The following is a 23,589-nucleotide window of genomic DNA, read 5'->3' as shown; positions in this document are numbered from 1 at the left end:
TGAGAGTGGGGCGATTTGAGTCGCCCCGCTCAAGGTACTTCTGACCATGAACTATCAGTTGAACTTTGCCGCCGTCTGGCGCGATTTCGACACCTTGCTGGCGGGGCTCGGTATGGGCCTTGAACTGGCGCTGGTGTCGATCGCCATCGGCTGCGTGATCGGCCTGATGATGGCGTTTGCCTTGCTGTCCAGGCATCGCGCATTGCGGGTGCTGGCGTCGGTGTATGTCACGGTGATTCGTAACACGCCGATCCTGGTGTTGATCCTGTTGATCTACTTTGCGTTGCCGAGCCTGGGGATCCGGCTGGACAAGATCCCCTCGTTCATCATCACCCTGTCGCTGTATGCCGGGGCGTACCTGACTGAAGTGTTTCGCGGCGGCTTGCTGAGCATTCCCAAGGGTCTGCGAGAAGCAGGGTTGGCCATTGGCCTGGGCGAGTGGCAGGTCAAGGCCTACGTCACCGTGCCGGTGATGCTGCGCAATGTGTTGCCGGCCCTGTCGAACAACTTCATTTCGCTGTTCAAGGACACTTCGCTGGCGGCCGCGATTGCCGTACCTGAGCTGACCTATTACGCGCGCAAGATCAATGTCGAGAGCTACCGGGTGATTGAAACCTGGCTGGTGACCACGGCGCTTTATGTGGCGGCCTGTTACCTCATTGCCATGATGCTGCGTTACCTCGAACAGCGTCTGGCGATTCGCCGATAGGAGGCCCCATGTACGAATCCCCCAGTTGGTTGCATGAGTTGTGGGTGGCGCGGGAAGTGCTGTGGCAAGGCTTCCTGACCAGCGTCCAGGTGTCGGTGCTGGCGATTTTGCTCGGCACACTGGTTGGCGTCGTCGCCGGGCTGGTGCTGACCTACGGCAAATTCTGGATGCGCGCACCGTTTCGTTTTTATGTCGATGTGATTCGCGGCACGCCCGTGTTCGTGCTGGTGCTGGCGTGCTTTTACATGGCGCCGGCGCTGGGCTGGCAGATCAGCGCGTTCCAGGCCGGTGCGCTGGGGCTGACGCTGTTCTGCGGCTCCCATGTCGCCGAGATCGTGCGCGGTGCCTTGCAGGCCTTGCCGCTTGGGCAGATGGAGGCGAGCAAGGCCATCGGCCTGACGTTCTACCAGGCCCTCGGTTACGTGTTGTTGCCCCAGGCGCTGCGGCAGATTCTGCCGACCTGGGTCAATTCGTCGACCGAGATCGTCAAGGCCTCGACCCTGTTGTCGGTGATCGGCGTTGCCGAGTTGCTGCTCAGCACCCAGCAGATCATCGCCCGGACCTTCATGACCCTGGAGTTTTACCTGTTCGCCGGATTCCTGTTCTTCGTCATCAACTACGGCATCGAGTTACTCGGCCGGCACATTGAAAAGCGGGTGGCTTTGCCATGACTCAGACTCAAACCAATGCACAAAACGGCCAATCCCTGCTGGACATTCGCGGCCTGCACAAGCGTTACGACCAGCTTGAAGTGCTCAAGGGCGTCGACCTGAGCATGCAGCGCGGCAACGTGGTAACGCTGATCGGTTCCAGCGGCTCGGGCAAGACCACGCTGCTGCGCTGCGTGAACATGCTCGAAGAGTTCCAGGGCGGGCAGATCCTGCTCGACGGTGAATCCATCGGTTATGACGAGGTCAACGGCAAACGCATTCGCCACCCGGAAAAAGTCATTGCCCGCCATCGCGCCATGACCGGCATGGCGTTCCAGCAGTTCAACCTGTTTCCGCACCTGACTGCATTGCAGAACGTCACCCTGGGTCTGCTCAAGGTCAAGAAACTGCACAAGGACGAGGCCGTGGCCCTGGCCGAGAAATGGCTGGAGCGTGTTGGCCTGCTGGAACGTCGTGATCACTTCCCCGGTCAGTTGTCTGGCGGTCAGCAACAGCGCGTGGCGATTGCTCGCGCAATCGCCATGAACCCGAGCCTGATGTTGTTCGACGAAGTGACCTCGGCCCTGGACCCGGAACTGGTCGGCGAAGTGCTGAGCGTGATCAAGGGCCTGGCCGAAGACGGCATGACCATGCTGCTGGTGACCCACGAAATGCGCTTCGCCTTCGAGGTTTCGGACAAGATCGTTTTCATGAATCAGGGGCGTATCGAAGAGCAGGGGCCGCCCAAGGACCTGTTCGAGCGCCCGCAATCGCCACGACTGGCGGAATTTCTCAAAAGCACTCGCTTTTAACGTCATTTTCAAAGCAGGAGAAACACCCATGAGCATTACTCGTTACGGCACCGGCAGCACCGCCGCTGGCGGTCAGCCTCGCCCTTTCGCCCGCGCCGTTGAAGCCGATGGCTGGCTGCACGTTTCCGGGCAGGTGCCGGCGGTGGACGGCGAGATCATTGTCGGTGGCATCGTCGAGCAGACCCACCAGACCATGAAAAACCTGATCGCGATTCTCGAAGAGGCAGGTTTCGGCCTGGAAGACGTGGTGCGTGCTGGCGTGTGGCTGGAGGATCCGCGGGATTTCACGAGTTTCAACAAGGTCTTCTCCGAGTACTTCAAACCCGAACACGCCCCGGCGCGGGCCTGTGTGCAGGCGAACATGATGGTCGACTGCAAGGTGGAGATCGACTGTATTGCTTACAAGAAAAAGGCTTGATCGGCGGTTGCTCTTGTAGGAGCTGCCGAAGGCTGCGATCTTCTGGCGTTTTTTGATGGGTGCTGCCAAGGCAAGATCAAAAGATCGCAGCCTGCGGCAGCTCCTACGGGCGACTTTGAATGGGGACCACTGAAATGACCGAAGACACCATCAAGCGCCGGGCACGCGGTCTGGACCGGGCATTCGATATCCTCGATTTCCTCAAGGAGATCGGCCAGCCCCTGCGCCCGAACGACATTGCCAACGGCATCGGCAGCCCCAAATCCACGGTCTACGAACTGGTGGCCTCGCTGCTGGAACGGCGGATCCTGGAGCCGGTGGGCAAGGACGGTCATGTCTACCTCGGTCGTCAGTTGTACTTTCTCGGCCAGGCCCACTTGCGCCATTTCGACCTGACCCGCGAGGCCGATCACGCCCTGCAGGAAATCGTCAGCCAGACCCATGAAACGGCGCAGATGTGTCTGCTCAACGGGCGCAAATACACCGTTGCGCTGATGAAGGAGGGGGAACGGCATTTCCGCATTTCCTCGGACATTGGCGAAAACGCACCCATCCCCTGGACCGCCTCCGGGCGGCTGTTGCTGGCGCACCTGAGCGACCAGGCAATCGTCGACCTGATCGACCACGACGACTTCATCCTGCCTGACGGCGAACGCTTGCCTCTGGAGCAGTTTCTCAAGGAAATCCGTCAGGCCGGGATCGATGGTTTCTTTTCTTTCGATAGCGTCGCCGACACCTTTACTCATTGCTTCGCCGCCCCGGTCAAAGACCCTGGCGGCGTGGCCATCGCGACCCTGTGCATCGTCGCTCCACGAGCCGATGCCAAGAAAAACTACAATGACTACCGCCGGGTGCTGATCGACAGCGCCAACAGCCTGGCCCGTCGCATCAACGAATAACAGCGGCTGCCTGCAGCCGCGTGAACTAGGAGTTCGACCATGTCTTCTGCCCCCCATACTGCCAACGTGGACAAAGGCGCTGCCCCGATCGGCGCCAGCCTGGTGCGTGACGTCAGCCTGCCCGCGCTGGTACTGCACCGCGAGGCGCTGGAACACAACATTCGCTGGATGCAGGACTTCGTCAGCAACAGCGGTGCGGAACTGGCGCCCCACGGCAAGACCAGCATGACCCCGGCGCTGTTCCGTCGCCAACTGGACGCCGGTGCCTGGGGCATCACCCTGGCCAGCGCCACGCAAACCCGTGCCGCCTACGCCCATGGCGTGCGCCGGGTGTTGATGGCCAACCAGTTGGTCGGCATGCCGAACATGGCGCTGATCGCCGACCTGCTGGCCGACCCGACGTTCGATTTCTATTGCATGGTCGATCATCCGGACAACGTCGCCGACCTCGGCGCCTATTTCGCCTCCCGCGGCGTGCGCCTGAACGTCATGATTGAATACGGCGTAGTCGGAGGTCGTTGCGGTTGCCGCAGCGAGCAGGAAGTGCTCGATCTGGCCAAGGCCATCGCCGCGCAACCGGCCCTGGCCCTGACCGGGATCGAAGGCTACGAAGGCGTGATCCATGGTGATCACGCCGTGACCGGTATCCGCGATTTCGCCGCGTCACTGGTGCGCTTGGCGGTGCAGTTGCAGGACAGCGGCGCCTTCGCCATTGCCAAGCCGATCATCACCGCGTCGGGCTCGGCCTGGTATGACCTGATTGCCGAATCCTTCGAAGCGCAGAACGCCGGTGGACGTTTCCTCAGCGTGCTGCGTCCTGGCAGTTACGTGGCTCACGACCATGGCATCTACAAGGAGGCGCAGTGCTGCGTACTCGACCGTCGCAGCGATCTGCACGAAGGCCTGCGTCCGGCGCTGGAAGTGTGGGCGCACGTGCAGTCATTGCCGGAGCCGGGGTTTGCGGTGATTGCCCTGGGCAAGCGCGACGTGGCCTACGACGCCGGCTTGCCGGTGCCGTTGTTGCGGTACAAGGCGGGTGTGGTGCCGGCCAAAGGCGATGACGTGAGTGCGTGCAAGGTGACCGCGGTGATGGATCAGCATGCGTTCATGACCGTGGCGCCAGGGGTTGGTCTGCGGGTGGGCGACATCATTTCGTTCGGCACATCGCACCCGTGCCTGACGTTCGACAAGTGGCGTATCGGCTGTCTGGTGGACGAGCAACTGAACGTCATCGAGACCATGGAAACCTGTTTCTAAAGTTTGAGACCGAGTTGCGGTCATCGTCGGATCGCCGCCCGGAGCAAGCTCGCTCCCACAGGGTTTTGTGTACACCGAAGATCCAATGTGGGAGCGAGCTTGCTCGCGATGAGGCCCGACCAGACAACACCGAAACACCAGAGACCCCACAACAATGAACACCATCAACACCCTCGGCCCCAACACTCCACGCATCGCCCTGATAGGCGAATGCATGATCGAGTTGCAGCATCGCGCCGACGGCAGCCTGCAACAGAGCTTCGGTGGCGACACCTTGAACACGGCGGTGTACCTGTCCCGGGAACTGGGAGAGAACGGCACCGTGGATTACGTCACCGCCTTGGGCGATGACAGTTTCAGCGACGCGATGTGCCAGAGTTGGGCCGCGGAAAACATCGGGCTCGGCATGGTTCAGCGCCTGCCGGGACGTCTGCCGGGTTTGTATTGCATACAGACTGACGCCGCCGGTGAGCGACGCTTTCTGTACTGGCGCAACGAAGCGGCGGTACGCGATTGCTTCACCACCCCGGCCGCCGCGCCGATCCTTGCGGCGCTGCCGGATTACGACGTGCTGTACTTCAGCGGCATCACCCTGGCGGTACTCGGCGTGCAAGGCCGGGAAAAGTTGCTGAACACCCTGATCGAAGCCCACCAGTGCGATGCGCGAATTGTGTTCGACAACAACTACCGGCCACGGCTGTGGGCGTCGGTCGAGGACGCCCGGGCGGCGTATCGCCGTGTGCTGCCGCATGTCGACCTGGCGTTGCTGACAGTGGATGACGAAGAGGCGTTGTTCGGTTACTCCGATTGTGAGGCGGTGTTCGCTGCGTATGAGCAGATGGGTACGCCGGAGGTGGTGCTCAAGCGCGGCGCCGAAGCGTGCCTGATTCGTTGTGATGGCGAGTCATTCGAGGTGCCGGCGCAGAAGGTAGCGCGGGTGGTGGACACCACGGCGGCGGGGGATTCGTTCAGTGCCGCGTATCTGGCTTCGCGGCTCAAGGGCGGCAGCCCTTCGCAAGCTGCCGAGGCCGGGCATCGGTTGGCGAGCCGGGTGATTCAGGTACCAGGGGCGCTGATCCCACGGTAAGCGGTGAATGGCCGCTGGCTGCGCCATCGGATCGCGAGCAAGCTCGCTCCCACAATTGATTTGTGCCCGGCGCAGAACCCCTGTGGGAGCGAGCTTGCTCGTGATGGGGGCCGAAAGCCAACAGCATCAATCCCGGTAAAACACCTGCACCAGGTGATACCCGAACTTGCTCTTGATCGGCCCATGCACCACCCGCAGCGGTTTTTTGAAGATTACCGCATCGATCACGCCGACCATCTGCCCCGGGCGTACTTCACCGAGGTCACCGCCGCGCTTGCCCGAGGGGCAGGTCGAGTACTTCTTGGCCAGGACATCGAACGCTTCACCCTTGGCGATGCGTTGTTTGAGCTGCTCGGCTTCTTCCGAGGTTTTCACCAGAATATGGCGGGCTTGAGCTTTCATGTGGCGGTTACCTTGCAACGGTGGTGGCTATGTGGGTGGCAGCGGGGGCGCGCGATTATGCCTCAACTCAGTTTGGTTGACCGATCATCGTGCGAATCTTGTTGGCCAGCAGGTCGATGGAAAACGGTTTGGCCACCATGTCCATGCCTTCTTCGAGGAAGCCCTGGCGTTCGGCGGCGATTTCCGCGTAACCGGTCATGAACAGTACTTTCAGTTCGGGGCGGTGCTGGCGGGCGATTTCTGCCAGTTGCCGGCCGTTCATGCCTGGCAACCCGACGTCGGTCACCAACAGGTCCAGCCGCAGGTCTGACTCCAGCACCGGCAGGGCACTCTTGGCATCTTCGGCTTCATGGGCGCGGTAGCCGAGCTCCTTGAGCAGGTCCAGTACCAGCATGCGCACCGCCGCATCGTCCTCTACCAGCATCACGGTTTCGCCGGCAATCGCCGCCGGTGCCTCGCCGCCGACGGGCGACAGGACTTTTTCCGACTCGGCCGAATGCAGACGCGGCAGGTACAAGCGCACGCTGGTGCCCCGTTCAGGCAGGCTGAACAGACTGACGTGGCCCCCCGATTGTTGGGCGAAACCGTAAATCATCGACAAGCCCAAGCCGGTGCCCTGGCCAATGGGCTTGGTGGTGAAGAACGGGTCGAATGCCTTGGCCAGCACCAAGGGCGTCATGCCGGTGCCGTTGTCGCTGACGGTAATCATCACGTAGTCGCCGGGCTTGAGTGGTTCCAGGGTCGTGATGTCGCTGCCGTCGAGGTACACATTGGCGGTTTCGATCTGCAGCACGCCGCCATCCGGCATGGCGTCCCGGGCGTTGATCACCAGGTTGAGCAAGGCGTTTTCCAACTGACTGACATCCGTGCTGATCCACCAGATGTTTTCGGCCAGTTGCAGTTTGAGTTCGATGTGGTCGCCCTTGGTTCGACTGAACAAGTCTTCGAGCGAGTGAACCAACTCGTTGGGGTTCAGCGGCTTGCGGTTGAGCGACTGTCGCCGGGAGAACGCCAGCAAGCGATGGGTGAGGGCGGCGGCACGGTTGGCCGAGGACACTGCCGCCTCGGTGAATCGGCCGATCTCGCTGGCACGGCCGTCGGCGATGTAGCGCTGCATCAGGTCGAGGCTGCCGATGATGCCAGTGAGCATGTTGTTGAAGTCATGGGCGATGCCGCCGGTAAGCTGGCCGACCGCATCCATTTTCTGGGCATGGCGCAAGGCGTCTTCGGCACGCTCACGTTCGAACATCTCGTTCTGCAGGCGCTCGTTGGCCTCGGCCAGTTGGCGGGTGCGGGCGGCAACCCGTTCCTCAAGGGTTTCGTTCAGGTTGCGCAGGGCTTCTTCGGTCTTTTTGCTTTCGGTTTCATCGATCACGAAGATGTAGAAACCGTTTACCGCGCCGTCTGCGCCGTGGCGTGGCAGGTAATTCATCAAGGCCTGGCGGATGCTGCCGTCGCGGTGTGGCGTGCTGATGCTGAAACAGCAGGGCCGGCCGGACAGCGCCTCAGTGATGTACGGGGCGCGCAGTGCATAGGCTTCTTCGCCGATCACTTCAAGAATGGTTCGCCCGTAAAGTTCTTGCGGCGTCAGCCCGTACCAGTCGAGGTACGCCGCATTGTTCAGGCGAAAGCGTTCTTCGCGGTCAACGTAACTGATCAGGACCGGCATGGCGTTGATGATCAGTTGCAGCTCGGTCTGGCTCTGGCGCAGGGCCTGTTCGGTGTGTTTACGTTCGGTCAGGTCCAGGGCGGCGCCGAGGAAGCGCATCGGCCGGCCGTGGTGATCCTTGTAGCAGCGACCGCGGGCAAACACCCAACGCATCTGGCCGTCGGTTTGGAGCAGGCGATACTCCTCGGCGTACTCAGTGCCGTGGGTGATGCAATGCTTGATGCTGCGGGCGATCAGGGCGCGGTCTTGCGGGTGTACGCCGTGCAGGTACTCGCTGATCGGCAACTGGCTGGCCATGGCCGGGTCGATCCCGTGCAGTTGGGCAAAATGCGCATCGGCGATGAAACGGTCCTCGCTGATGTCCCAGTCCCAGGTGCCGACCGCATCGGTGGCGGCGAGGGCCAGTTGCAGGCGCTCCTCGGTTTCACGCTGGGCCTTGAGGCTGGCCGCCGAGCGCTGTTCGAGTTCGAGGGCGATGCGCCGGCGTTCGTTGGTTTCGATGGCGGTGACCAGGATCCCGGCCACCTTGGCACTTTCGTCACGGATCGGGCTGTAGGTCAGGTCGAGCCAGAAGTCGGATTCCCGGTCCCCGCGTTGCAGGGTAAAGCGCTGCTCGCTGTAGGTTCGCACCTGACCTTGCAGGACGGCGCTGTATATCGGGTCGGTAAAGTCTTGCAACTCTGGCCAGATCAGGTGTGTCGGTTGGCCGAAAGCGTGTGGATGTTTGCTTCCGGCGAGCAGGGCAAAGCCGTCGTTGTAGATCTGTGTCAGCTGCGGGCCCCATAGCAACAGCATCGGCATTGGCGAGTGGATGACGATGTCCACGGCGGTTCGCAGGCTTTGTGGCCATTTACTGGCCGCGCCCAGCGGGCTGCTTGCCCAGTCGATTCGGGCGATCAAGGCCTGGGCATCGCTGGCGGTTGGTGTTGCGTTCATTCGGGAGTCCTGCACATGAGTCGCTTTGGCTGGCCTCTATTCTTGCACAGGTGGTCGATTGTGGAGGACCCGTCAGGGTGAGCGGTAGGCGACACAGTACCCTGTGGGAGCGAGCTTGCTCGCGATGGCGTCGGGTCAATTTGCATTGATGTCAACGGACACTCCGCTATCGCGAGCAAGCTCGCTCCCACAGGTATCCCATTTCAATCCATCAGTTCGGGCCGGTCACGAAATTGTTCCAGCGCCTCGGGATTGGCCAGCGCATCAGTGTTCTTCACTTTCTGCCCGTGCACCACATTGCGTACTGCCAACTCAACGACTTTGCCGCTGATGGTCCGGGGAATGTCAGTCACCGCGACAATCTTGGCCGGCACATGACGCGGCGTGGTGTTGGCGCGAATCGTCTGGCGGATCTGCTGTTGCAGCGCCTCGTCCAGTTCGAGCCCGTCGTGCAAGCGTACGAACAGCACCACCCGCACGTCATCCTGCCACTGCTGACCGATGGCCACGCTGTCGAGTACCTGGGGGACTTTCTCCACCTGACGATAGATTTCCGCCGTGCCGATGCGCACGCCGCCGGGGTTGAGCACGGCATCGGAGCGACCGTGGATCATCATCCCGCCATGGGGCAGTTGTTCGGCGTAATCACCTTGGGCCCAGACGCCGGGGAACAGGCTGAAATAGGATTGGCGCAGTTTCTCGCCATCGGGATCGTTCCAAAGGCCAATGGGCATTGCCGGGAAATGCCGGGTGCAGACCAGCTCACCTTTTTCGCCGATTACCGGGTGGCCTTCGTCGTTCCACACTTCGACGGCCATGCCCAGGCTCTTGCCCATGATCTCGCCACGCCTGACCTGCGACATCGGGTTGCCGTTGACGAAGCACGAGACGATGTCGGTGCCACCGGACATCGAGGCCAGACACACGTCAGCCTTGAAGTCGCGATAGACGAAGTCGTAACTCTGCGGTGACAGCGCCGAGCCGGTGCATAGCAGCATCTTGAGGCTGCTCAGATCATGGCTTTCACGGGGCTTGATACCGCTGCTTTCCAGGGTCGCGAGGTATTTGGGGCTGGTGCCAAAGACACTGATGCGTTCGTCGTCGATCAGGTCGATCAGGCACTGCGGCTCGGGGTGGAACGGCGAGCCGTCGTACAGCACCACGGAGCTGCCTGTCGCCAGCGCCGACACCAGCCAGTTCCACATCATCCAGCCGCAGGTGGTGTAGTAGAACAGCCGTTCACCGGGGCCGAGATCACCATGCAGGCCGTGTTCCTTGACGTGTTGCAGCAACACGCCGCCGGTGCTGTGGATGATGCATTTGGGTACGCCGGTGGTGCCGCTGGAGTAGAGGATGTACAGCGGATGGGCGAAGGGCACGGGGACGAAATCCGGCTCGCCGCCGGGCGTGTAGAAATCGTCCCACAACGTCACATTGGCCTGGGTGCGGAATTCTTCTATGTGCGCGTGTGGCCGGGCGTAAGGCACGATGATCAACTGTTGCAGCGAAGGCAGACGCTGGAGAATCTCGTTGACCTTGGCGGTTTGGTCGATTTCCTTGCCGGCGTAGCGATAACCGGCGCAGGTCACCAGCACTTTCGGTTCGATCTGGCCGAAACGGTCAACCACCCCTTGGGTGCCGAAGTCCGGCGAAGAGCAGGACCAGATGGCGCCAAGGCTGGTGGTGGCGAGCATGGCCACCAGGGTTTGCCAGGTGTTGGGCATGCACGCGGCGACCCGGTCGCCAACCCTGACGCCGGCTGCTATCAGCCCGTTTTGAAAGCCGGCGACATGTTCCGCGAGTTCGGCCCAGGTCAAATGTTCACGCAGACCGTTTTCGCCAACGGCTACCACGGCGATCGCATCATCGCGTCGCTGTAGCAGGTGTTCGGCAAAGTTCAGCGTTGCGCCGGGGAACCATTGGGCGCTGGGCATCTGCAGGCCTTCGAGCAGCACCGCGTCAGGTTGCTCGTGGAAGCGGATGTCGAAGAAGTCGACGATGGCCTGCCAGAAGTCCGGGCGTTGCTCGATGGACCATTGGTGCAGGGCAGGGTAGTCGTCGATCTTGAGGTGATGCCGCTGATTGATGAAACGCCGGAAGGCCTCCATGCGGGTCTTGCCAATGCGTTTGGCGTCAGGTTGCCAGAGGATGTCGGACATGGTTTGCCTCTTCTTATGCCTTTAGATCCATTCGCGGGCAAGCCCGCTCCCACAGGTTTTGCTTTTTTGCTGGAAATCAGTTCAACACAAAATCCACCGGCTCCAGCTGTGGCGGCAACTCTGTCACACCCAGGGCCGCCAGTACATCACGCTCGATGTTGCGCACGATGGCGTCGGTGGGCAGGTCGTTTTCGTCGCGGCCGAAGGGGTCTTCCAGTTCATCGGCAATCGCATCCAGGCCGAAAAAGGTGTAGCTGACAATCGCGGTGAAAATCGGTGTCAGCCAACCCAGGGGTTCGGCCATGGCAAACGGCAAGAGGATGCAGAACAGGTAAATGGTGCGGTGCAGCAACAGGGTGTAGGGGAACGGCAGCGGGGTGTTCTTGATTCGTTCACAGACGGCCTGGGCATGGGTCAGGCTGGTCAGGTGGTTGGCCATGAGCGTGTAGCGCCAGTCGTTGATCGCCCCTGACTCGTTGAGTGCCGAGCACTGCTGACCGACCTGCATCAGTATCTGCCCGCTGACGTCCGTGGTGTTGCCCTTGGGCATCGGCTGCAGCCAGTCGCCACTGGCGGCCAGTTCGTTTTCCTGGCGCAGCCGCGCGTTGAGGGCATGGGCAAAGCCACACAGGTTGCTGAGGACCGTGTGTCGCTCATCCGTGTCTTTGATAGCCAGGGTTTCACGAATCATCGAGCGGACTTCCACGATCACATCGCCCCACGCCTTGCGCGCTTCATACCAGCGGTCGTAGCAGGCGTTGTTGCGAAAGCTCATGAAGATCGACAACGACAAACCCAGCAGCGTGAAGGGCGTGGCGCTGACCTTGGAAAAGTAGCTGGGGTGCAAGGTTTCGATGAGCACGATGGCCGAGGCGAGCAGCGTCACCATCAGGCTGCGCCAGGCGATGCGTTTGGCAATCGAACCCTTGAGGGACGTCAGCACGCCGATCAGGTTGGGTTTGGGTCTTACGATCATGGGTTTCAGCCGCCCGTCATGTTCATGAAGCGAATGACCTGAACATCGTCGTTCACTTCGAAGTTGTGTCGATAAGGCTTGAGTTTCATCGCCTCGATAATGGCTTTTTCCAGGCGCTCGGGCTGTCCGGGGTGGCTGCGCAAGACCGCCTTGAGATCCACGGCGTGCTCATTGCCCAGGCACAGCAGCAGACGTCCTTCCACGGTCAGTCGCACCCGGTTGCAGGTGCCACAAAAGTTGTGGCTGTGGGGGGAGATGAACCCCAGGCGAATCTGCGGCGCCTCGGCCAGGCGCCAGTAGCGCGACGGACCCTGGGTCGACTCGGCGGAATCAATCAAAGTGTAGCGTTCGCCGATGCGTTCACGGACCTGGGCACTGGAGAAAAACGCTTCGGCGCGGCTGTGCTCGTGGATGGTGCCCAGCGGCATTTCCTCGATAAAGGAAATGTCGAGGTTGCGGTCGATGGCGAAGCTCACCAGATCATTGATCTCATGGTCGTTGCGGCCCTTCATCACCACGCAATTGAGCTTGGTATTGCGAAATCCAGCCTGGTTGGCCGCGTCGATGCCCTTGATCACCTGCGCCAGATCACCGGTGCGGGTGAGTTCGCGAAAACGTTGCGGGTCCAGGCAATCGAGGCTGATGTTGAGGCGCTTGACCCCGGCTTCGAACAACGGCTCGGCCAGTCTGGCCAACTGCGAACCATTGGTGGTCATGCACAGTTCACGCAGGCCGGGCAGGGCGGCGATCCTCTCGCACAGTTGCACCACGCCCGGACGGATCAGCGGCTCGCCCCCGGTCAGGCGGATCTTGCGGGTGCCCAGTGCGACGAAGCTTTGTGCCAGCTGATAAATCTCTTCCAGGGTCAGCACCCGTTGGCGGGGCAGAAACTGCATGTCCTCGGCCATGCAATACACGCAACGGAAATCGCAGCGGTCGGTGACCGACATCCGCAGATAGTCCACGCGCCGGGAGTAGCCATCGATCAAGACTCGTTCTGACATGACACCCTCGCTTGGCGCTTTTTTGTATGAAATTTCCGTCATTGACGGACTTGTTGAGCGCAGGCTAAGAGCAACTTTAATGGGCGTCCAATCACTATTAATGACCGGCTGATCGACTGGGTCGATGATCAACTTTATTTCGTGAATAAAAGAGCTTTAAGTGATTTCAAGTAATTGAAAAACAAGGATAAAAACCGTGATAGAGCATCTCGATAATGTGGTCATAAATAGCGATTAGACAATATTTAAACGCCATTCATATGCTTTCTCCGCAAATCGAACAATGACCTGAATCAGGTCGAAGCCTGTGTGCATTGTTACGGAGAAGTACCATGTCTCAAGTCGACCGCTATAAACCCTACAAAGGTGCCGCCGCTGGTTGGGGGGCGCTGATCGCTGTTACCAAAAACTGGCTGGGCAGTGAAAACGCGCTGAAGAACATTCGCGCCATGCTCAAGACCAACCAGAACGGCGGGTTCGACTGCCCCGGTTGTGCCTGGGGCGAGTCGCCGGAAAACGGCATGGTCAAGTTCTGCGAAAACGGCGCCAAGGCGGTTAACTGGGAAGCCACGGGCCGTTTGGTCGACCCGGCCTTCTTCAACAAATACAGCGTCTCGGCGCTGGCCGAGCAGAGCGATTACTGGCTGGAGTATCAAGGCCGCCTGACCCACCCGATGCGCTATGACCCGGCCACCGACCGTTACGTGGAAACCACCTGGGACGAAGCGTTCGCGACGGTCGCCCGGCACCTCAACGCGCTGGAATCGCCGGATCAGGCCGAGTTCTACACCTCGGGCCGGGCCAGCAATGAGGCAGCCTTTCTCTATCAGTTGTTCGTCCGGGCCTACGGCACCAACAACTTTCCGGACTGCTCGAACATGTGCCACGAAGCCAGCGCGGTGAGCATGATCGAAAGCCTCGGCGTGGGCAAAGGCACCGTGGTGTTTGACGACCTGGAGCATGCCGATGCGATTTTCGTCATCGGCCAGAACCCCGGCACCAACCACCCGCGGATGCTCGAACCGTTGCGCGAAGCGGTCAAGCGCGGTGCACAGGTGATCTGCATCAACCCACTCAAGGAGCGCGGACTGGAGCGCTTCCAGCACCCGCAGCACCCGATCGAAATGTTGCTGAACGGCTCCGAGCCGACCAACACCGCGTACTTCCGCCCGGCACTTGGCGGTGACATGGCGGTCATGCGTGGCATGGTCAAGTTCCTGCTGCAATGGGAGCGCGAAGCACAGGCCACCGGCGGCGAACCGGTGTTCGACCATGAGTTCATCGCTGAACACACCTCGGGAATGGGCGCCTACCTTGGGGAAGTCGACGCCACCAGTTGGGAGCACATTGAGCAGCAGTCAGGCATGTCTCTGGCGGATATCGAACTCGCCGCCCGCATGTACGCCCGGTCCAAGCGGGTGATCATGTGCTGGGCGATGGGCCTGACCCAACACACGCACTCGGTGCCGACGCTGCAGGAAGTCATCAACCTGATGCTGCTGCGCGGCAATGTCGGCCGTCCGGGCGCGGGTCTGTCACCGGTTCGCGGTCACAGTAACGTGCAGGGCGACCGCACCATGGGCATCAACGAACTGGCACCTGCGGATTTGCTCGATGCCCTGGAAAAACGCTTCTCCTTCAAGCCGCCGCGCGAGCATGGTCACAACACTGTGATGGCGATTGGCGCGATGGAGCAGGGGCGTTCGAAGGTGTTTATCGCCCTGGGCGGCAACTTTGCCCAGGCCACCCCCGACACGCCGCGCACCCACGCTGCGTTGCGCAAATGCGACCTCACCGTGCACATCGCCACCAAGCTCAACCGCAGCCATCTGGTCACCGGCCGTGAAGCGCTGATCCTGCCGTGCCTGGGCCGCACCGACATCGACATCCAGGCCGAAGGACCGCAAGGCGTCACCGTGGAAGACACCTTCAGCATGATCCACATCTCCCACGGCCAACTGAAACCGAAGTCGAAACACCTGCGCTCGGAGCCTGCGATCATTGCCGGCATCGCCGCCGCGACCCTGGGCAAGCACCCGATCGACTGGAACTGGGCCATCGGCGATTACGGCCGCATCCGCAACATGATTGCCGACACCATTCCCGGCTTCGAAGACTTCAACCGGCGATTGCTGCATCCGGGCGGTTTCCACATGCCCAACGACGCGGCCAAACGCATCTGGAAAACCGCCAGCGGCAAGGCTCAGTTCACCCCGAGCGTGTTGCCGGAGCACCTGATCAGCGAGGGCGTGCGCAACCTGGCGGTCAAGCCGCACCTGATTCTGCAGACCATGCGTTCCCACGATCAGTACAACACCACGCTGTACGGTTTGGACGATCGCTATCGCGGGGTCTACGGCATGCGCGACGTGGTGTTCGCCAACGAGCAGGACATTCGCCGGCTGGGTTTTGAACCGGGGCAGAAGGTCGACCTGGTGGCGCTGTGGGACGACGAGCGTGAGCGTCGGGTCAGCGGTTTTACCCTGATCGCCTACGACATTCCGGCCGGTCAGGCGGCGGCGTACTACCCCGAGACCAACCCGCTGGTGCCGCTGGAAAGTTACGGTGACCGCACCTTCACCCCGACTTCCAAGTTCGTCGCCATCCGGCTGGAACAGGCGAAGGCCAGCAACCTGATTTCGACTTCCGCCGCCTGACACCGGGGGCGGCCCGATGCCGCTCGCGTAACCCTTTCGACTTGTGTTGGCTGCAGGCCCCCCCGGCCTGACGGTGGCCCGGCCGTGTGCCGCCGTTTTTCAGCCGCGATGAGGATATCGACATGTTTAACCTGGAGGCACTGGACCTGGCGCGCATGCAATTCGCGTTCACGGTTTCGTTCCACATCATCTTTCCCGCCATCACCATCGGGCTGGCCAGTTTCCTGGCGGTGCTCGAAGGGCTTTGGCTGAAGACCCACAACGACACCTACCGCGATCTCTACCATTTCTGGTCGAAGATCTTCGCCGTCAACTTCGGCATGGGCGTGGTCTCGGGGCTGGTCATGGCCTACGAGTTCGGCACCAATTGGAGCCGTTTCTCCGACTTTGCCGGCAGCATCACCGGGCCGTTGCTGACCTATGAAGTGCTCACGGCGTTCTTCCTCGAGGCCGGTTTCCTCGGGGTCATGCTGTTCGGCTGGAACCGGGTAGGGCGCGGCTTGCACTTCTTCTCGACGGTCATGGTCGCCATCGGCACGCTGATTTCGACCTTCTGGATTCTCGCCTCCAACAGCTGGATGCAAACGCCCCAGGGCTTCGAGATCGTCGACGGTCGCGTGATGCCGCTGGACTGGCTGGCCATCGTGTTCAACCCGTCGTTCCCGTACCGCCTGGCGCACATGGCGATTGCCGCGTTCGTGGCCACGGCGTTCTTTGTCGGCTCGTCGGCGGCGTGGCACCTGCTGCGCGGCAACGACACCCGGCAAGTGCGCAAGATGCTGTCGATGGCGTTGTGGATGGCCTTGGTCGTTAGCCCGATTCAGGCGGTGGTCGGTGACGCTCACGGCTTGAACACCCTGGAGCACCAACCGGCGAAGATCGCTGCCATCGAAGGGCACTGGGAAAACAACGGCAGCGAAGCGACGCCGCTGGTGCTGTTCGGTATCCCCGACATGCAGGCCGAGAAAACCAGATACGCCATCGAAATTCCCTACCTGGGCAGCTTGATCCTGACCCACAGCCTCGACAAGCAGATCCCGGCGCTCAAGAGCTTCCCGAAAGAGGATCGCCCCAACGCGACGATCATCTTCTGGAGTTTCCGCGTCATGGCCGGGCTCGGCATGTTGATGGTGCTGGCCGGTGTGCTCGGCCTGGCCCTGCGCCGCAGCGGTGCCATTTACCGCAATCGCTGGTTCCTGCGCCTGATGCTGTGGATGGGCCCAAGCGGCCTGATCGCCATGCTCGCCGGCTGGATCACCACCGAAGTCGGGCGCCAGCCGTGGGTGGTGTATGGCCTGCAGCGGACGGCGAATGCGGCATCGAATCACAGCGTCACGCAGTTGAGCATCTCGCTGGCGCTGTTCGTGGTGATCTATTTCTCGGTGTTCACGGTGGGCATCGGCTACATGATGAAACTGGTTGGCAAAGGGCCGCAGCCGCATCACGGGCATCCCGTCGACGGGCATTCCGATCAGGTCATCACACCGCGCCGGCCGCTGTCCGCCGACGCTGAAATCCTCGAAACCGACGCCCGCGTCAATTGAAGGAAGGGAGTTGAGTCATGGGTATTCAAGGTATCGATTTATCGTTGATCTGGGGCGTGATCATCGCCTTCGGCGTGATGATGTACGTGATCATGGACGGCTTCGACCTGGGGTTGGGCATCCTGTTTCCGCTGATCCCGGATGCGAAGGAGCGCGATGTGATGATGAACACCGTGGCACCGGTCTGGGACGGTAACGAGACCTGGCTGGTGCTGGGCGGCGCGGCGCTGTATGGCGCGTTCCCGCTGGCCTATTCGGTGATTCTGGAAGCGTTGTACCTGCCGCTGATCCTGATGTTGTGCGGCTTGATCTTTCGCGGTGTGGCGTTCGAGTTTCGTTTCAAGGCCAGCCCTGAAAAGCGTCATGTCTGGGACATGGCGTTCATCGGCGGTTCGCTGCTCGCGACCTTCTCCCAGGGCGTGGTGATCGGCACTTACATCGCCGGCATCCCGGTGGTCGACCGCCAGTTCGCCGGTGGTTCGCTGGACTGGCTGGCACCGTTTCCGCTGTTCTGCGGAGTCGGGCTGATCGTCGCTTATGCGCTGCTCGGCAGTACCTGGTTGCTGGTCAAGACCGAAGGCATGCTCGAATCGCGGATGCGCCTGTTCACCCGGCCCCTGGCCTGGCTGCTGTTGGCGGTGATCGGCGTGATTTGCGTGTGGACGCCAATCCTCCATCCGGAAATCGCCACCCGTTGGTTTGCCCATGCGCACCTGGCGGTGTTCGGTGGCCTGGCGGTGCTGGCCTTGCTGGCGATGTTCGGCTTGCTCAAGACCCTGCGCCAACGCCACACCCATTGGCCGTTCGCCTTCACCCTGATGCTGGTGTTCCTGGGCTACATCGGCCTCGCGTTCAGCATCTGGCCGAACATCGTGCCGCCGTCGATCGGCCTGTGGGCAGCGGCGTCACCACCTACCAGCCAGTTGTTCATCCTGATCGGCGCGCTGTTCATCCTGCCGATCATCCTGATGTACACGGTCTGGAGCTACTACGTGTTCCGCGGCAAAGTGAGGATTGGCGATGGCTACCATTGATAGGAATCAAACCGCACCCGCGCGCTGGTACAAGCGCCTGGGATGGCTGGTGGTGATCTGGCTGGGCAGTGTGGTTGCGTTGGGGGTGGTGGCGGGGGTGTTGCGGATGTTGATGCATGCGGCCGGGATGAGTAGCCACTGATGCGTACTGCCAGAAAACCGAAATGGCAGTTGTGACAAATGACTTGTGGCGAGGGAGCTTGCTCCCGCTGGACTGCGCAGCAGGCCCTCTTTTGGGGCCGCTTCGCAGCCCAACGGGAGCAAGCTCCCTCGCCACAGGTTACTTATTGCTCTCTCTATACTTCTTAAATGAACAGCATTGCCGCAATAGCGGGGCTGTAGGTGATCAGGGATCAATATGACTTTGCATAAAGTGCCCACGTGTTCGTTTTTCGGCCGGTGAATAAACAGGTTACGGAGATTTCAGGTTGTTTTAGCGGAATACAGCGAACGGTTACTCCAAGCTCTCCGATGGCTTTTTCAACTTTTTTGTCTTCGGTGAAGGGGGCGAGAACAAAGGCGCTAAGTTTTGTGTTCTGTTTGAAGCGCTTTTTGAATTCGTCCAGAGTAGTGATCGTTGTGGTGTTGTCGGACAATTTCTTCTGTGCTGCCTCTAACATGTCTTTTTGAAGGGTGGCCAGTGTTTTCGAGATGTTATTAACGAAATCTCCAGTGTCAAGTTTCAGAAGGATTTTGCAGTTGTTTCGACAGAAATAGGACACCGCATTTTGCTCCAGTTCCTTTATGCCAATCTCGATCCGGACAGGGACGCCACGCTTGATGTGGTACCATTTTTTTTCGCCACTGTTCATGTCCCGCCAATCAACACTGGCCCGAAGGTTTTGCCCCTTCAGTTTTTTCCGACAAATCTGCTTTTGCAGTTTTTTGCAGTAGTCATGAATGGCATCTGCATTCTGTTCGTTGCGCACGATCGGGATAATGACGACCTGCGTCGGTGCCACGAGGGGCGGGAGTACTAGTCCATCATCGTCACCATGGGCCATTATCATCGCGCCGATCAGTCGCGTGGATACTCCCCAAGACGTGGTCCATGCCAGTTCTTTTATCCCTCCTTTGTTCACGAAGCGGATGTCTGAACTTTGTGCGAAGTTCTGGCCTAAAAAATGAGAAGTACCTGCTTGCAGGGCCTTGCCGTCTTGCATCATCGCTTCAATGGTGTAGGTGCTGACGGCGCCCGGAAAACGTTCCCAGGAGCACTTTTCGCCCTTAATTACTGGTATGGCCAGGTGCTCGGTAGTAAAGCGCTCATAGATATCCAGCATCTTTAGCGTTTCGTCCAAGGCCTCATCATGAGTTGCGTGAACGGTGTGACCTTCCTGCCATAGGAACTCCGATGAGCGCAGGAAAATCCGAGGACGCATTTCCCAGCGCAGTACGTTCGCCCATTGATTGATAAGTAGAGGCAGATCCCGATAACTTTGTACCCATCGTGAAAAGGATGCACCGATGACCGTTTCACTGGTGGGCCTGATGATCAACGGTTCTTCTAGTGTTCCTGCGGGAGTAAGCGCTCCATCCGTTGATTTTTCGAGACGATGATGGGTTACAACCGCGCACTCTTTGGCAAAGCCTTCAACATGCTCTGCTTCTTTTTGAAGAAAGGATAACGGAATCAAAAGTGGAAAATATGCGTTTGAATGCCCTGTGTCTTTGATTTTCTTATCAAGTTCTCGTTGAATCTGCTCCCATATGCCATACCCCCAAGGACGGATTACCATGCAGCCTCGAACTGGAGAGTACTCAGCCATTTCTGACTGGATAATCACTTGTTGATACCAGTCAGAAAAGTTTTCATTTCTTGTAGGTGATATTGCGTTTTTCATAGGACCCTTGCTTTGAAGTCGAAATTGTTATTCGAAATGGTGTCGTAAGGGGTAGGTATATTTATTGAGCTTTGAAATTTCAAGACTTCATGTGTGGTTTTTCATATTTCAGAAATTTCCTTCAGAAGGATCTTTCTTTTTGTAAAGTTACTTCGCACTTCGAAGTGTTCGTTGACCACAAAGAACCCCCGACGCAATCGCTTCGGGGGCTAGGGCACTCACTGCGCCCCAAACACCGCCGTCCAGTAAATCCCCGCATCGCTCTTTGGATCGGTCGCATACGCTGCGCCCAGTTCGCGGAACTGCGGGTTCATCAGGTTGGCGCAATGACCAGGGCTGACCAGCCAGCCTTCGACCACCTTGCGTACGCTGTCCTGCCCGGCGGCGATGTTTTCGCCGATCTGCTGGAAGTCGTAGCCGGCCAGTTCCGCGCGGTCGCCCGGGGTGCGGCCATCGCGGTCCTTGTGATCGAAGTAGTTATTGTTGGCCATGGAGCGCGAGTTGCCTTCGGCGGCGGTGGCCAGCGTGGCGTTCCAGGCCAGCGGCGCGGTCGCATTGAAAGACTGGGTGCCGCATTGACGCGGCTTGGCTCGTGCGGCATTGAGTTCGATGAGCAGCTTCTGGCCCTCGGTCTGCCAGTCGCCCAGGTGTGAACTCAGCAGTGGCCGCGCCACGACGATGCGCCACTGATTGTCCTGGCGGCTGACGCCGACATCGACGAATTGCGGGTCGAGGACGATCTGGCAAAAACTCTCCTGAATCGCCTTCATCGCCGAGGCGGCATCGCGAGGCCCGGACAGGCTGATGGCCTGCACATTCTTCATGGGATAACCCGCAGCGGCCATGGCCTGCTGCAGATTGCCGATGCTCGGGCCGGACAGCACCAGGCGCGGGTCGGCCGACAGCGGCGGCAGCTCCGATGAGACCTGGCCGGCACAGCGCTGCAGTTGGCTGCGGTAGACGTTGATCGATTCGACCAATTGCGCTTCGTCCGCCGCGATAGCGTTAGCGGCGAATACCAGGCCCAGAGACAAACCGGTCAAACGCATTGCGGATGAGATGAAACCCATGAATATCCCCTTGAGCAGATTGCGCCCATGATGCGCGAAGTTGGTCCATCCAGGACAACGGATTTATCCAGAGTGTAGTGGGGTGGGCGAAATCATTTCACTACTAGACTGAATCGAACCACTCACCGAGTGACACCGACCATGCGCCTCGACTGGATCGCCACTTGCCTCGCCTTCATGTTGTTTGCCGGCCCGGTGTCCGCTGCGGATCAAGCGCAAAAGCAGCAAGCGGCCGAGAACAAGGCCGAGGTGCTGGAACAGAAAGCCGCCGAGAACAACAACCCCGCACCGGTGCCCAAGGCTGAAGCGATTACCCCGTCCGAAGTCCAGGCCGTCGACCCGGCGGGCGTCGCGCCGCTGGACGATGCGATCACGTGCCTGGCCCGGTCCATTTACTGGGAAGCCAGGGGCAAGGACACCGCCGACATGGAGGCAGTGGCCAACGTGGTCATGAATCGCCTGGGCCACGAGGGCTTTCCGGACACGGTGTGCAAAGTGGTCAAACAGGGTTCAGAAACCAAGAGTTGCCAGTTTTCCTGGTGGTGTGACGGCAAATCCGATTCGGTGCAGGAAGAGGTGCCTTACGCGATGGCCAAGGAAATCGCGCGCAAGGCCCTGAACAAGGAACTGCCGGACCGCACGCAGGGTGCACTGTATTTCCACGATCGTACCGTCAAACCGGATTGGGCCACGCAATACATCAAGACCGTGGATATCGGTTTGTTCCGGTTTTACAAGCCACATGACGATTCGGCCAGATAATAGCGGCTGTTTCGGCCAGATATGGTTTTTTTTGCTGAGGTTGCGCACGGCGTTATCGAAACTGAAATGTTTCTGTTTTATAAGCTTCACAACGAAACCGTGCGCGAATGACGCCATAAGCAGGAGCTACACATGAAGCCCACGAGGGTCTGGATCAGTAATCTCGCGTCGATCGCAGCGCAGTCGCAGGCGTGCGTCCAATGACCGTTCTGGTCACCGGTGCAGCCGGTTTCATCGGTTTTCATACGGTTCAGCGCTTGTGCCGCGAGGGTCAGGAGGTTGTTGGGATCGACAACCTCAACGACTACTACGACGTGGAACTCAAGCACGCACGCCTCAAGGTGCTGGAGACTTTGCCGGGCTTTCGCTTCCGGAAAATGGACATCGTCGATAAACCGGCCCTGATGAGCCTGTTTCAAGAACACCGTTTTACCGAGGTGGTGCACCTGGCCGCTCAGGCCGGAGTGCGCTACTCGCTGGACAACCCGGATGTCTATGGGCAATCGAACCTGGTGGGTTTCCTCAATGTGCTGGAAGCCTGTCGGCACCATCGCCCCGAGCATCTGATCTACGCCTCGAGCAGTTCGGTGTACGGCACCAACAGCAAGATGCCGTTCAGTGTCGAGGACCCTGTCGAACATCCCGTTTCGCTGTACGCCGCCAGCAAGCGCGCCAATGAACTGCTGGCCGAAAGTTACTGCCATTTGTATGGCCTGAAAGCCAGTGGCCTGCGCTTTTTTACCGTCTACGGTCCATGGGGTCGCCCGGACATGGCGCTGTTCAAGTTTACCGACGCCATCCTCAAAGACCTGCCCATCGACATTTACAACCAGGGGCAGATGTCGCGCGACTTTACCTACGTCGACGACATTGTCGAAGGTATCGCCCGACTACGCCCAAGGCCTCCGGTGCCGGAAGGCTCCGCCACCGGGGTAAACCGGCTCTTCAACATCGGGCGTGGCATGCCGGTGGCGTTACTGGATTTCGTCGACTGCCTGGAGTCCGCCCTGGGCCTGCAGGCCCGGCGCAACTACATGCCGATGCAGGCCGGTGATGTGGTCAAGACCTGGGCCGATGTCTCGGCACTGGCCGAGTGGGTGGGCTTCAGCCCGCAGGTGACGCTCGAAACCGGCGTCGGCGAGTTTGTGAAGTGGTATCGGCAGTTCTATCAGATTTGAAGCGTTCGCCTCTGATCTCGAAAAAATCAAAAGGGCGAGAGAGACCCCATGAACCAAGACATTTTTGTATCCGTACTGATTCCCGCCAAGAACGAAGCGAACAACCTCAAGCCGCTGCTTGAAGAAATCCGCGTCGCATTGGCCGCTGAATCGTACGAAATCATCGTCGTTGACGATGGCAGCACCGATGCGACCCTGCAGGAATTGCGGCAGATCCGCCAGAACGGCCTGAACACCTTGCGCATCCTCCATCACGAGCGCTCGCTGGGGCAGAGCACTTCGCTGTACCACGCCGCACGGGAGGCGCGCGGGCAATGGCTGGCGACCCTCGATGGCGACGGCCAGAACGACCCGGCGGACATCCCCGGCATGCTGGCGCTGGTGCGCGGCGAACCGGGCCAGGTTGACGTGCAACTGGTCGCCGGGCATCGGGTCAATCGCCGTGATACGGCGAGCAAGCGCTACGCCTCGCGTTTCGCCAACAACCTGCGCCGCCGCCTGCTCAAGGACGCCACCCCGGAC

Annotated in this window: 21 protein-coding genes; 14 read left to right on the top strand and 7 right to left on the bottom strand. The window is 60.0% G+C overall.

Going from position 1 to position 23,589, the window contains the following annotated elements:
• The first annotated feature begins 46 nt into the window (after positions 1 to 46).
• From AC1DXW_RS21965 to AC1DXW_RS21935, 7 genes are all read left to right on the top strand, one after another.
• Positions 47 to 709 (top strand): amino acid ABC transporter permease, encoded by a 663-nt coding sequence (locus tag AC1DXW_RS21965; RefSeq protein ID WP_108217292.1) that lies wholly within the window; start codon positions 47 to 49, stop codon positions 707 to 709.
• Positions 710 to 717: 8 nt separating this feature from the next.
• The gene (locus AC1DXW_RS21960; RefSeq protein ID WP_218430801.1) at positions 718 to 1,380 is read left to right on the top strand and encodes an amino acid ABC transporter permease; all 663 of its coding nucleotides are present in this window, start codon (positions 718 to 720) and stop codon (positions 1,378 to 1,380) included.
• Entirely contained in the window at positions 1,377 to 2,171 is a 795-nt protein-coding gene (locus AC1DXW_RS21955) for an amino acid ABC transporter ATP-binding protein (protein ID WP_477755209.1), read from the top strand. Before AC1DXW_RS21960 ends, AC1DXW_RS21955 begins: the two co-directional genes overlap by 4 nt.
• 28 nt (positions 2,172 to 2,199) lie before the next feature.
• Positions 2,200 to 2,589 (top strand): RidA family protein, encoded by a 390-nt coding sequence (locus AC1DXW_RS21950; protein ID WP_477755210.1) that lies wholly within the window; start codon positions 2,200 to 2,202, stop codon positions 2,587 to 2,589.
• A 134-nt stretch (positions 2,590 to 2,723) separates the two neighbouring features.
• Positions 2,724 to 3,488, top strand: a complete 765-nt coding sequence (locus AC1DXW_RS21945) for an IclR family transcriptional regulator (RefSeq protein WP_108217296.1) — start codon at positions 2,724 to 2,726, stop codon at positions 3,486 to 3,488.
• A 39-nt stretch (positions 3,489 to 3,527) separates the two neighbouring features.
• Positions 3,528 to 4,745: an amino acid deaminase gene (locus AC1DXW_RS21940; RefSeq protein WP_477755211.1), complete on the top strand. Its 1,218-nt coding sequence runs from the start codon at positions 3,528 to 3,530 to the stop codon at positions 4,743 to 4,745.
• 154 nt (positions 4,746 to 4,899) lie between these two features.
• On the top strand, positions 4,900 to 5,832 hold the full coding sequence (locus AC1DXW_RS21935; RefSeq protein ID WP_477755212.1) for a sugar kinase: 933 nt from the start codon (positions 4,900 to 4,902) through the stop codon (positions 5,830 to 5,832).
• 126 nt (positions 5,833 to 5,958) lie between these two features.
• Here AC1DXW_RS21935 and AC1DXW_RS21930 read toward each other — a convergent pair whose 3' ends face one another.
• The 5 genes from AC1DXW_RS21930 to moaA form a co-directional block, all read right to left on the bottom strand.
• On the bottom strand, positions 5,959 to 6,234 hold the full coding sequence (locus tag AC1DXW_RS21930; protein ID WP_007898282.1) for a peptidylprolyl isomerase: 276 nt from the start codon (positions 6,232 to 6,234) through the stop codon (positions 5,959 to 5,961).
• A gap of 67 nt (positions 6,235 to 6,301) precedes the next feature.
• The gene (locus AC1DXW_RS21925) at positions 6,302 to 8,839 is read right to left on the bottom strand and encodes a PAS domain-containing hybrid sensor histidine kinase/response regulator (RefSeq protein WP_477760442.1); all 2,538 of its coding nucleotides are present in this window, start codon (positions 8,837 to 8,839) and stop codon (positions 6,302 to 6,304) included.
• Positions 8,840 to 9,042: 203 nt separating this feature from the next.
• Positions 9,043 to 10,998 (bottom strand): acetoacetate--CoA ligase, encoded by a 1,956-nt coding sequence (locus AC1DXW_RS21920; RefSeq protein ID WP_477755214.1) that lies wholly within the window; start codon positions 10,996 to 10,998, stop codon positions 9,043 to 9,045.
• A gap of 76 nt (positions 10,999 to 11,074) precedes the next feature.
• Positions 11,075 to 11,974 (bottom strand): bestrophin family protein, encoded by a 900-nt coding sequence (locus AC1DXW_RS21915; RefSeq protein ID WP_477755215.1) that lies wholly within the window; start codon positions 11,972 to 11,974, stop codon positions 11,075 to 11,077.
• Positions 11,975 to 11,979: 5 nt separating this feature from the next.
• On the bottom strand, positions 11,980 to 12,978 hold the full coding sequence (gene moaA, locus AC1DXW_RS21910; RefSeq protein ID WP_477755216.1) for a GTP 3',8-cyclase MoaA: 999 nt from the start codon (positions 12,976 to 12,978) through the stop codon (positions 11,980 to 11,982).
• Between the two features lie 332 nt (positions 12,979 to 13,310).
• Here moaA and AC1DXW_RS21905 point away from each other — a divergent pair, with 332 nt between their 5' ends.
• From AC1DXW_RS21905 to AC1DXW_RS21890, 4 genes are all read left to right on the top strand, one after another.
• Positions 13,311 to 15,635, top strand: a complete 2,325-nt coding sequence (locus AC1DXW_RS21905; RefSeq protein ID WP_477760441.1) for an FdhF/YdeP family oxidoreductase — start codon at positions 13,311 to 13,313, stop codon at positions 15,633 to 15,635.
• 122 nt (positions 15,636 to 15,757) lie between these two features.
• Positions 15,758 to 17,179 carry a cytochrome ubiquinol oxidase subunit I gene (locus tag AC1DXW_RS21900; protein ID WP_477760440.1) on the top strand — a complete coding sequence of 474 codons (1,422 nt, stop codon included), beginning with the start codon at positions 15,758 to 15,760 and terminating at the stop codon, positions 17,177 to 17,179.
• 17 nt (positions 17,180 to 17,196) lie between these two features.
• On the top strand, positions 17,197 to 18,213 hold the full coding sequence (gene cydB / locus AC1DXW_RS21895; RefSeq protein ID WP_477755406.1) for a cytochrome d ubiquinol oxidase subunit II: 1,017 nt from the start codon (positions 17,197 to 17,199) through the stop codon (positions 18,211 to 18,213).
• Complete coding sequence (locus AC1DXW_RS21890) at positions 18,200 to 18,355, top strand: DUF2474 domain-containing protein (RefSeq protein WP_477755405.1); 156 nt, start codon at positions 18,200 to 18,202, stop codon at positions 18,353 to 18,355. Before cydB ends, AC1DXW_RS21890 begins: the two co-directional genes overlap by 14 nt.
• Positions 18,356 to 18,566: 211 nt before the next feature.
• Here AC1DXW_RS21890 and proS read toward each other — a convergent pair whose 3' ends face one another.
• Complete coding sequence (gene proS, locus AC1DXW_RS21885; RefSeq protein ID WP_477760439.1) at positions 18,567 to 20,057, bottom strand: proline--tRNA ligase; 1,491 nt, start codon at positions 20,055 to 20,057, stop codon at positions 18,567 to 18,569.
• 218 nt (positions 20,058 to 20,275) lie between these two features.
• Positions 20,276 to 21,127: a CAP domain-containing protein gene (locus AC1DXW_RS21880; RefSeq protein ID WP_477755403.1), complete on the bottom strand. Its 852-nt coding sequence runs from the start codon at positions 21,125 to 21,127 to the stop codon at positions 20,276 to 20,278.
• Positions 21,128 to 21,268: 141 nt separating this feature from the next.
• Between AC1DXW_RS21880 and AC1DXW_RS21875 the strand changes: the two genes are divergently transcribed.
• The 3 genes from AC1DXW_RS21875 to AC1DXW_RS21865 form a co-directional block, all read left to right on the top strand.
• Positions 21,269 to 21,889: a cell wall hydrolase gene (locus tag AC1DXW_RS21875; protein ID WP_477755402.1), complete on the top strand. Its 621-nt coding sequence runs from the start codon at positions 21,269 to 21,271 to the stop codon at positions 21,887 to 21,889.
• Positions 21,890 to 22,089: 200 nt separating this feature from the next.
• Positions 22,090 to 23,067: an NAD-dependent epimerase gene (locus AC1DXW_RS21870; protein WP_477755401.1), complete on the top strand. Its 978-nt coding sequence runs from the start codon at positions 22,090 to 22,092 to the stop codon at positions 23,065 to 23,067.
• Positions 23,068 to 23,115: 48 nt separating this feature from the next.
• On the top strand, positions 23,116 to 23,589 hold a 474-nt coding region (locus tag AC1DXW_RS21865), incomplete at its 3' end, for a glycosyltransferase family 2 protein (protein ID WP_477760438.1).

The organism is Pseudomonas sp. P4_C4 (assembly GCF_056402055.1).
Note: the sequence above shows the minus strand (reverse complement) of the source record. Positions and strands in the feature narration are given on the sequence as shown.

What these genes read in the sequence shown, in the direction of transcription:
- AC1DXW_RS21920 (WP_477755214.1), bottom strand. Translation starts at nt 10,998, where the DNA reads ATGTCCGACATCCTCTGGCAACCTGACGCCAAACGCATTGGCAAGACC.
- AC1DXW_RS21960 (WP_218430801.1), top strand. Translation starts at nt 718, where the DNA reads ATGTACGAATCCCCCAGTTGGTTGCATGAGTTGTGGGTGGCGCGGGAA.
- AC1DXW_RS21890 (WP_477755405.1), top strand. Translation starts at nt 18,200, where the DNA reads ATGGCTACCATTGATAGGAATCAAACCGCACCCGCGCGCTGGTACAAG.
- AC1DXW_RS21930 (WP_007898282.1), bottom strand. Translation starts at nt 6,234, where the DNA reads ATGAAAGCTCAAGCCCGCCATATTCTGGTGAAAACCTCGGAAGAAGCC.
- AC1DXW_RS21955 (WP_477755209.1), top strand. Translation starts at nt 1,377, where the DNA reads ATGACTCAGACTCAAACCAATGCACAAAACGGCCAATCCCTGCTGGAC.
- AC1DXW_RS21940 (WP_477755211.1), top strand. Translation starts at nt 3,528, where the DNA reads ATGTCTTCTGCCCCCCATACTGCCAACGTGGACAAAGGCGCTGCCCCG.
- proS (WP_477760439.1), bottom strand. Translation starts at nt 20,057, where the DNA reads ATGAAAAACGCAATATCACCTACAAGAAATGAAAACTTTTCTGACTGG.
- AC1DXW_RS21915 (WP_477755215.1), bottom strand. Translation starts at nt 11,974, where the DNA reads ATGATCGTAAGACCCAAACCCAACCTGATCGGCGTGCTGACGTCCCTC.
- AC1DXW_RS21870 (WP_477755401.1), top strand. Translation starts at nt 22,090, where the DNA reads ATGACCGTTCTGGTCACCGGTGCAGCCGGTTTCATCGGTTTTCATACG.
- AC1DXW_RS21880 (WP_477755403.1), bottom strand. Translation starts at nt 21,127, where the DNA reads ATGGGTTTCATCTCATCCGCAATGCGTTTGACCGGTTTGTCTCTGGGC.
- AC1DXW_RS21900 (WP_477760440.1), top strand. Translation starts at nt 15,758, where the DNA reads ATGTTTAACCTGGAGGCACTGGACCTGGCGCGCATGCAATTCGCGTTC.
- AC1DXW_RS21965 (WP_108217292.1), top strand. Translation starts at nt 47, where the DNA reads ATGAACTATCAGTTGAACTTTGCCGCCGTCTGGCGCGATTTCGACACC.
- cydB (WP_477755406.1), top strand. Translation starts at nt 17,197, where the DNA reads ATGGGTATTCAAGGTATCGATTTATCGTTGATCTGGGGCGTGATCATC.
- AC1DXW_RS21950 (WP_477755210.1), top strand. Translation starts at nt 2,200, where the DNA reads ATGAGCATTACTCGTTACGGCACCGGCAGCACCGCCGCTGGCGGTCAG.
- AC1DXW_RS21905 (WP_477760441.1), top strand. Translation starts at nt 13,311, where the DNA reads ATGTCTCAAGTCGACCGCTATAAACCCTACAAAGGTGCCGCCGCTGGT.
- AC1DXW_RS21875 (WP_477755402.1), top strand. Translation starts at nt 21,269, where the DNA reads ATGCGCCTCGACTGGATCGCCACTTGCCTCGCCTTCATGTTGTTTGCC.
- AC1DXW_RS21945 (WP_108217296.1), top strand. Translation starts at nt 2,724, where the DNA reads ATGACCGAAGACACCATCAAGCGCCGGGCACGCGGTCTGGACCGGGCA.
- moaA (WP_477755216.1), bottom strand. Translation starts at nt 12,978, where the DNA reads ATGTCAGAACGAGTCTTGATCGATGGCTACTCCCGGCGCGTGGACTAT.
- AC1DXW_RS21925 (WP_477760442.1), bottom strand. Translation starts at nt 8,839, where the DNA reads ATGAACGCAACACCAACCGCCAGCGATGCCCAGGCCTTGATCGCCCGA.
- AC1DXW_RS21935 (WP_477755212.1), top strand. Translation starts at nt 4,900, where the DNA reads ATGAACACCATCAACACCCTCGGCCCCAACACTCCACGCATCGCCCTG.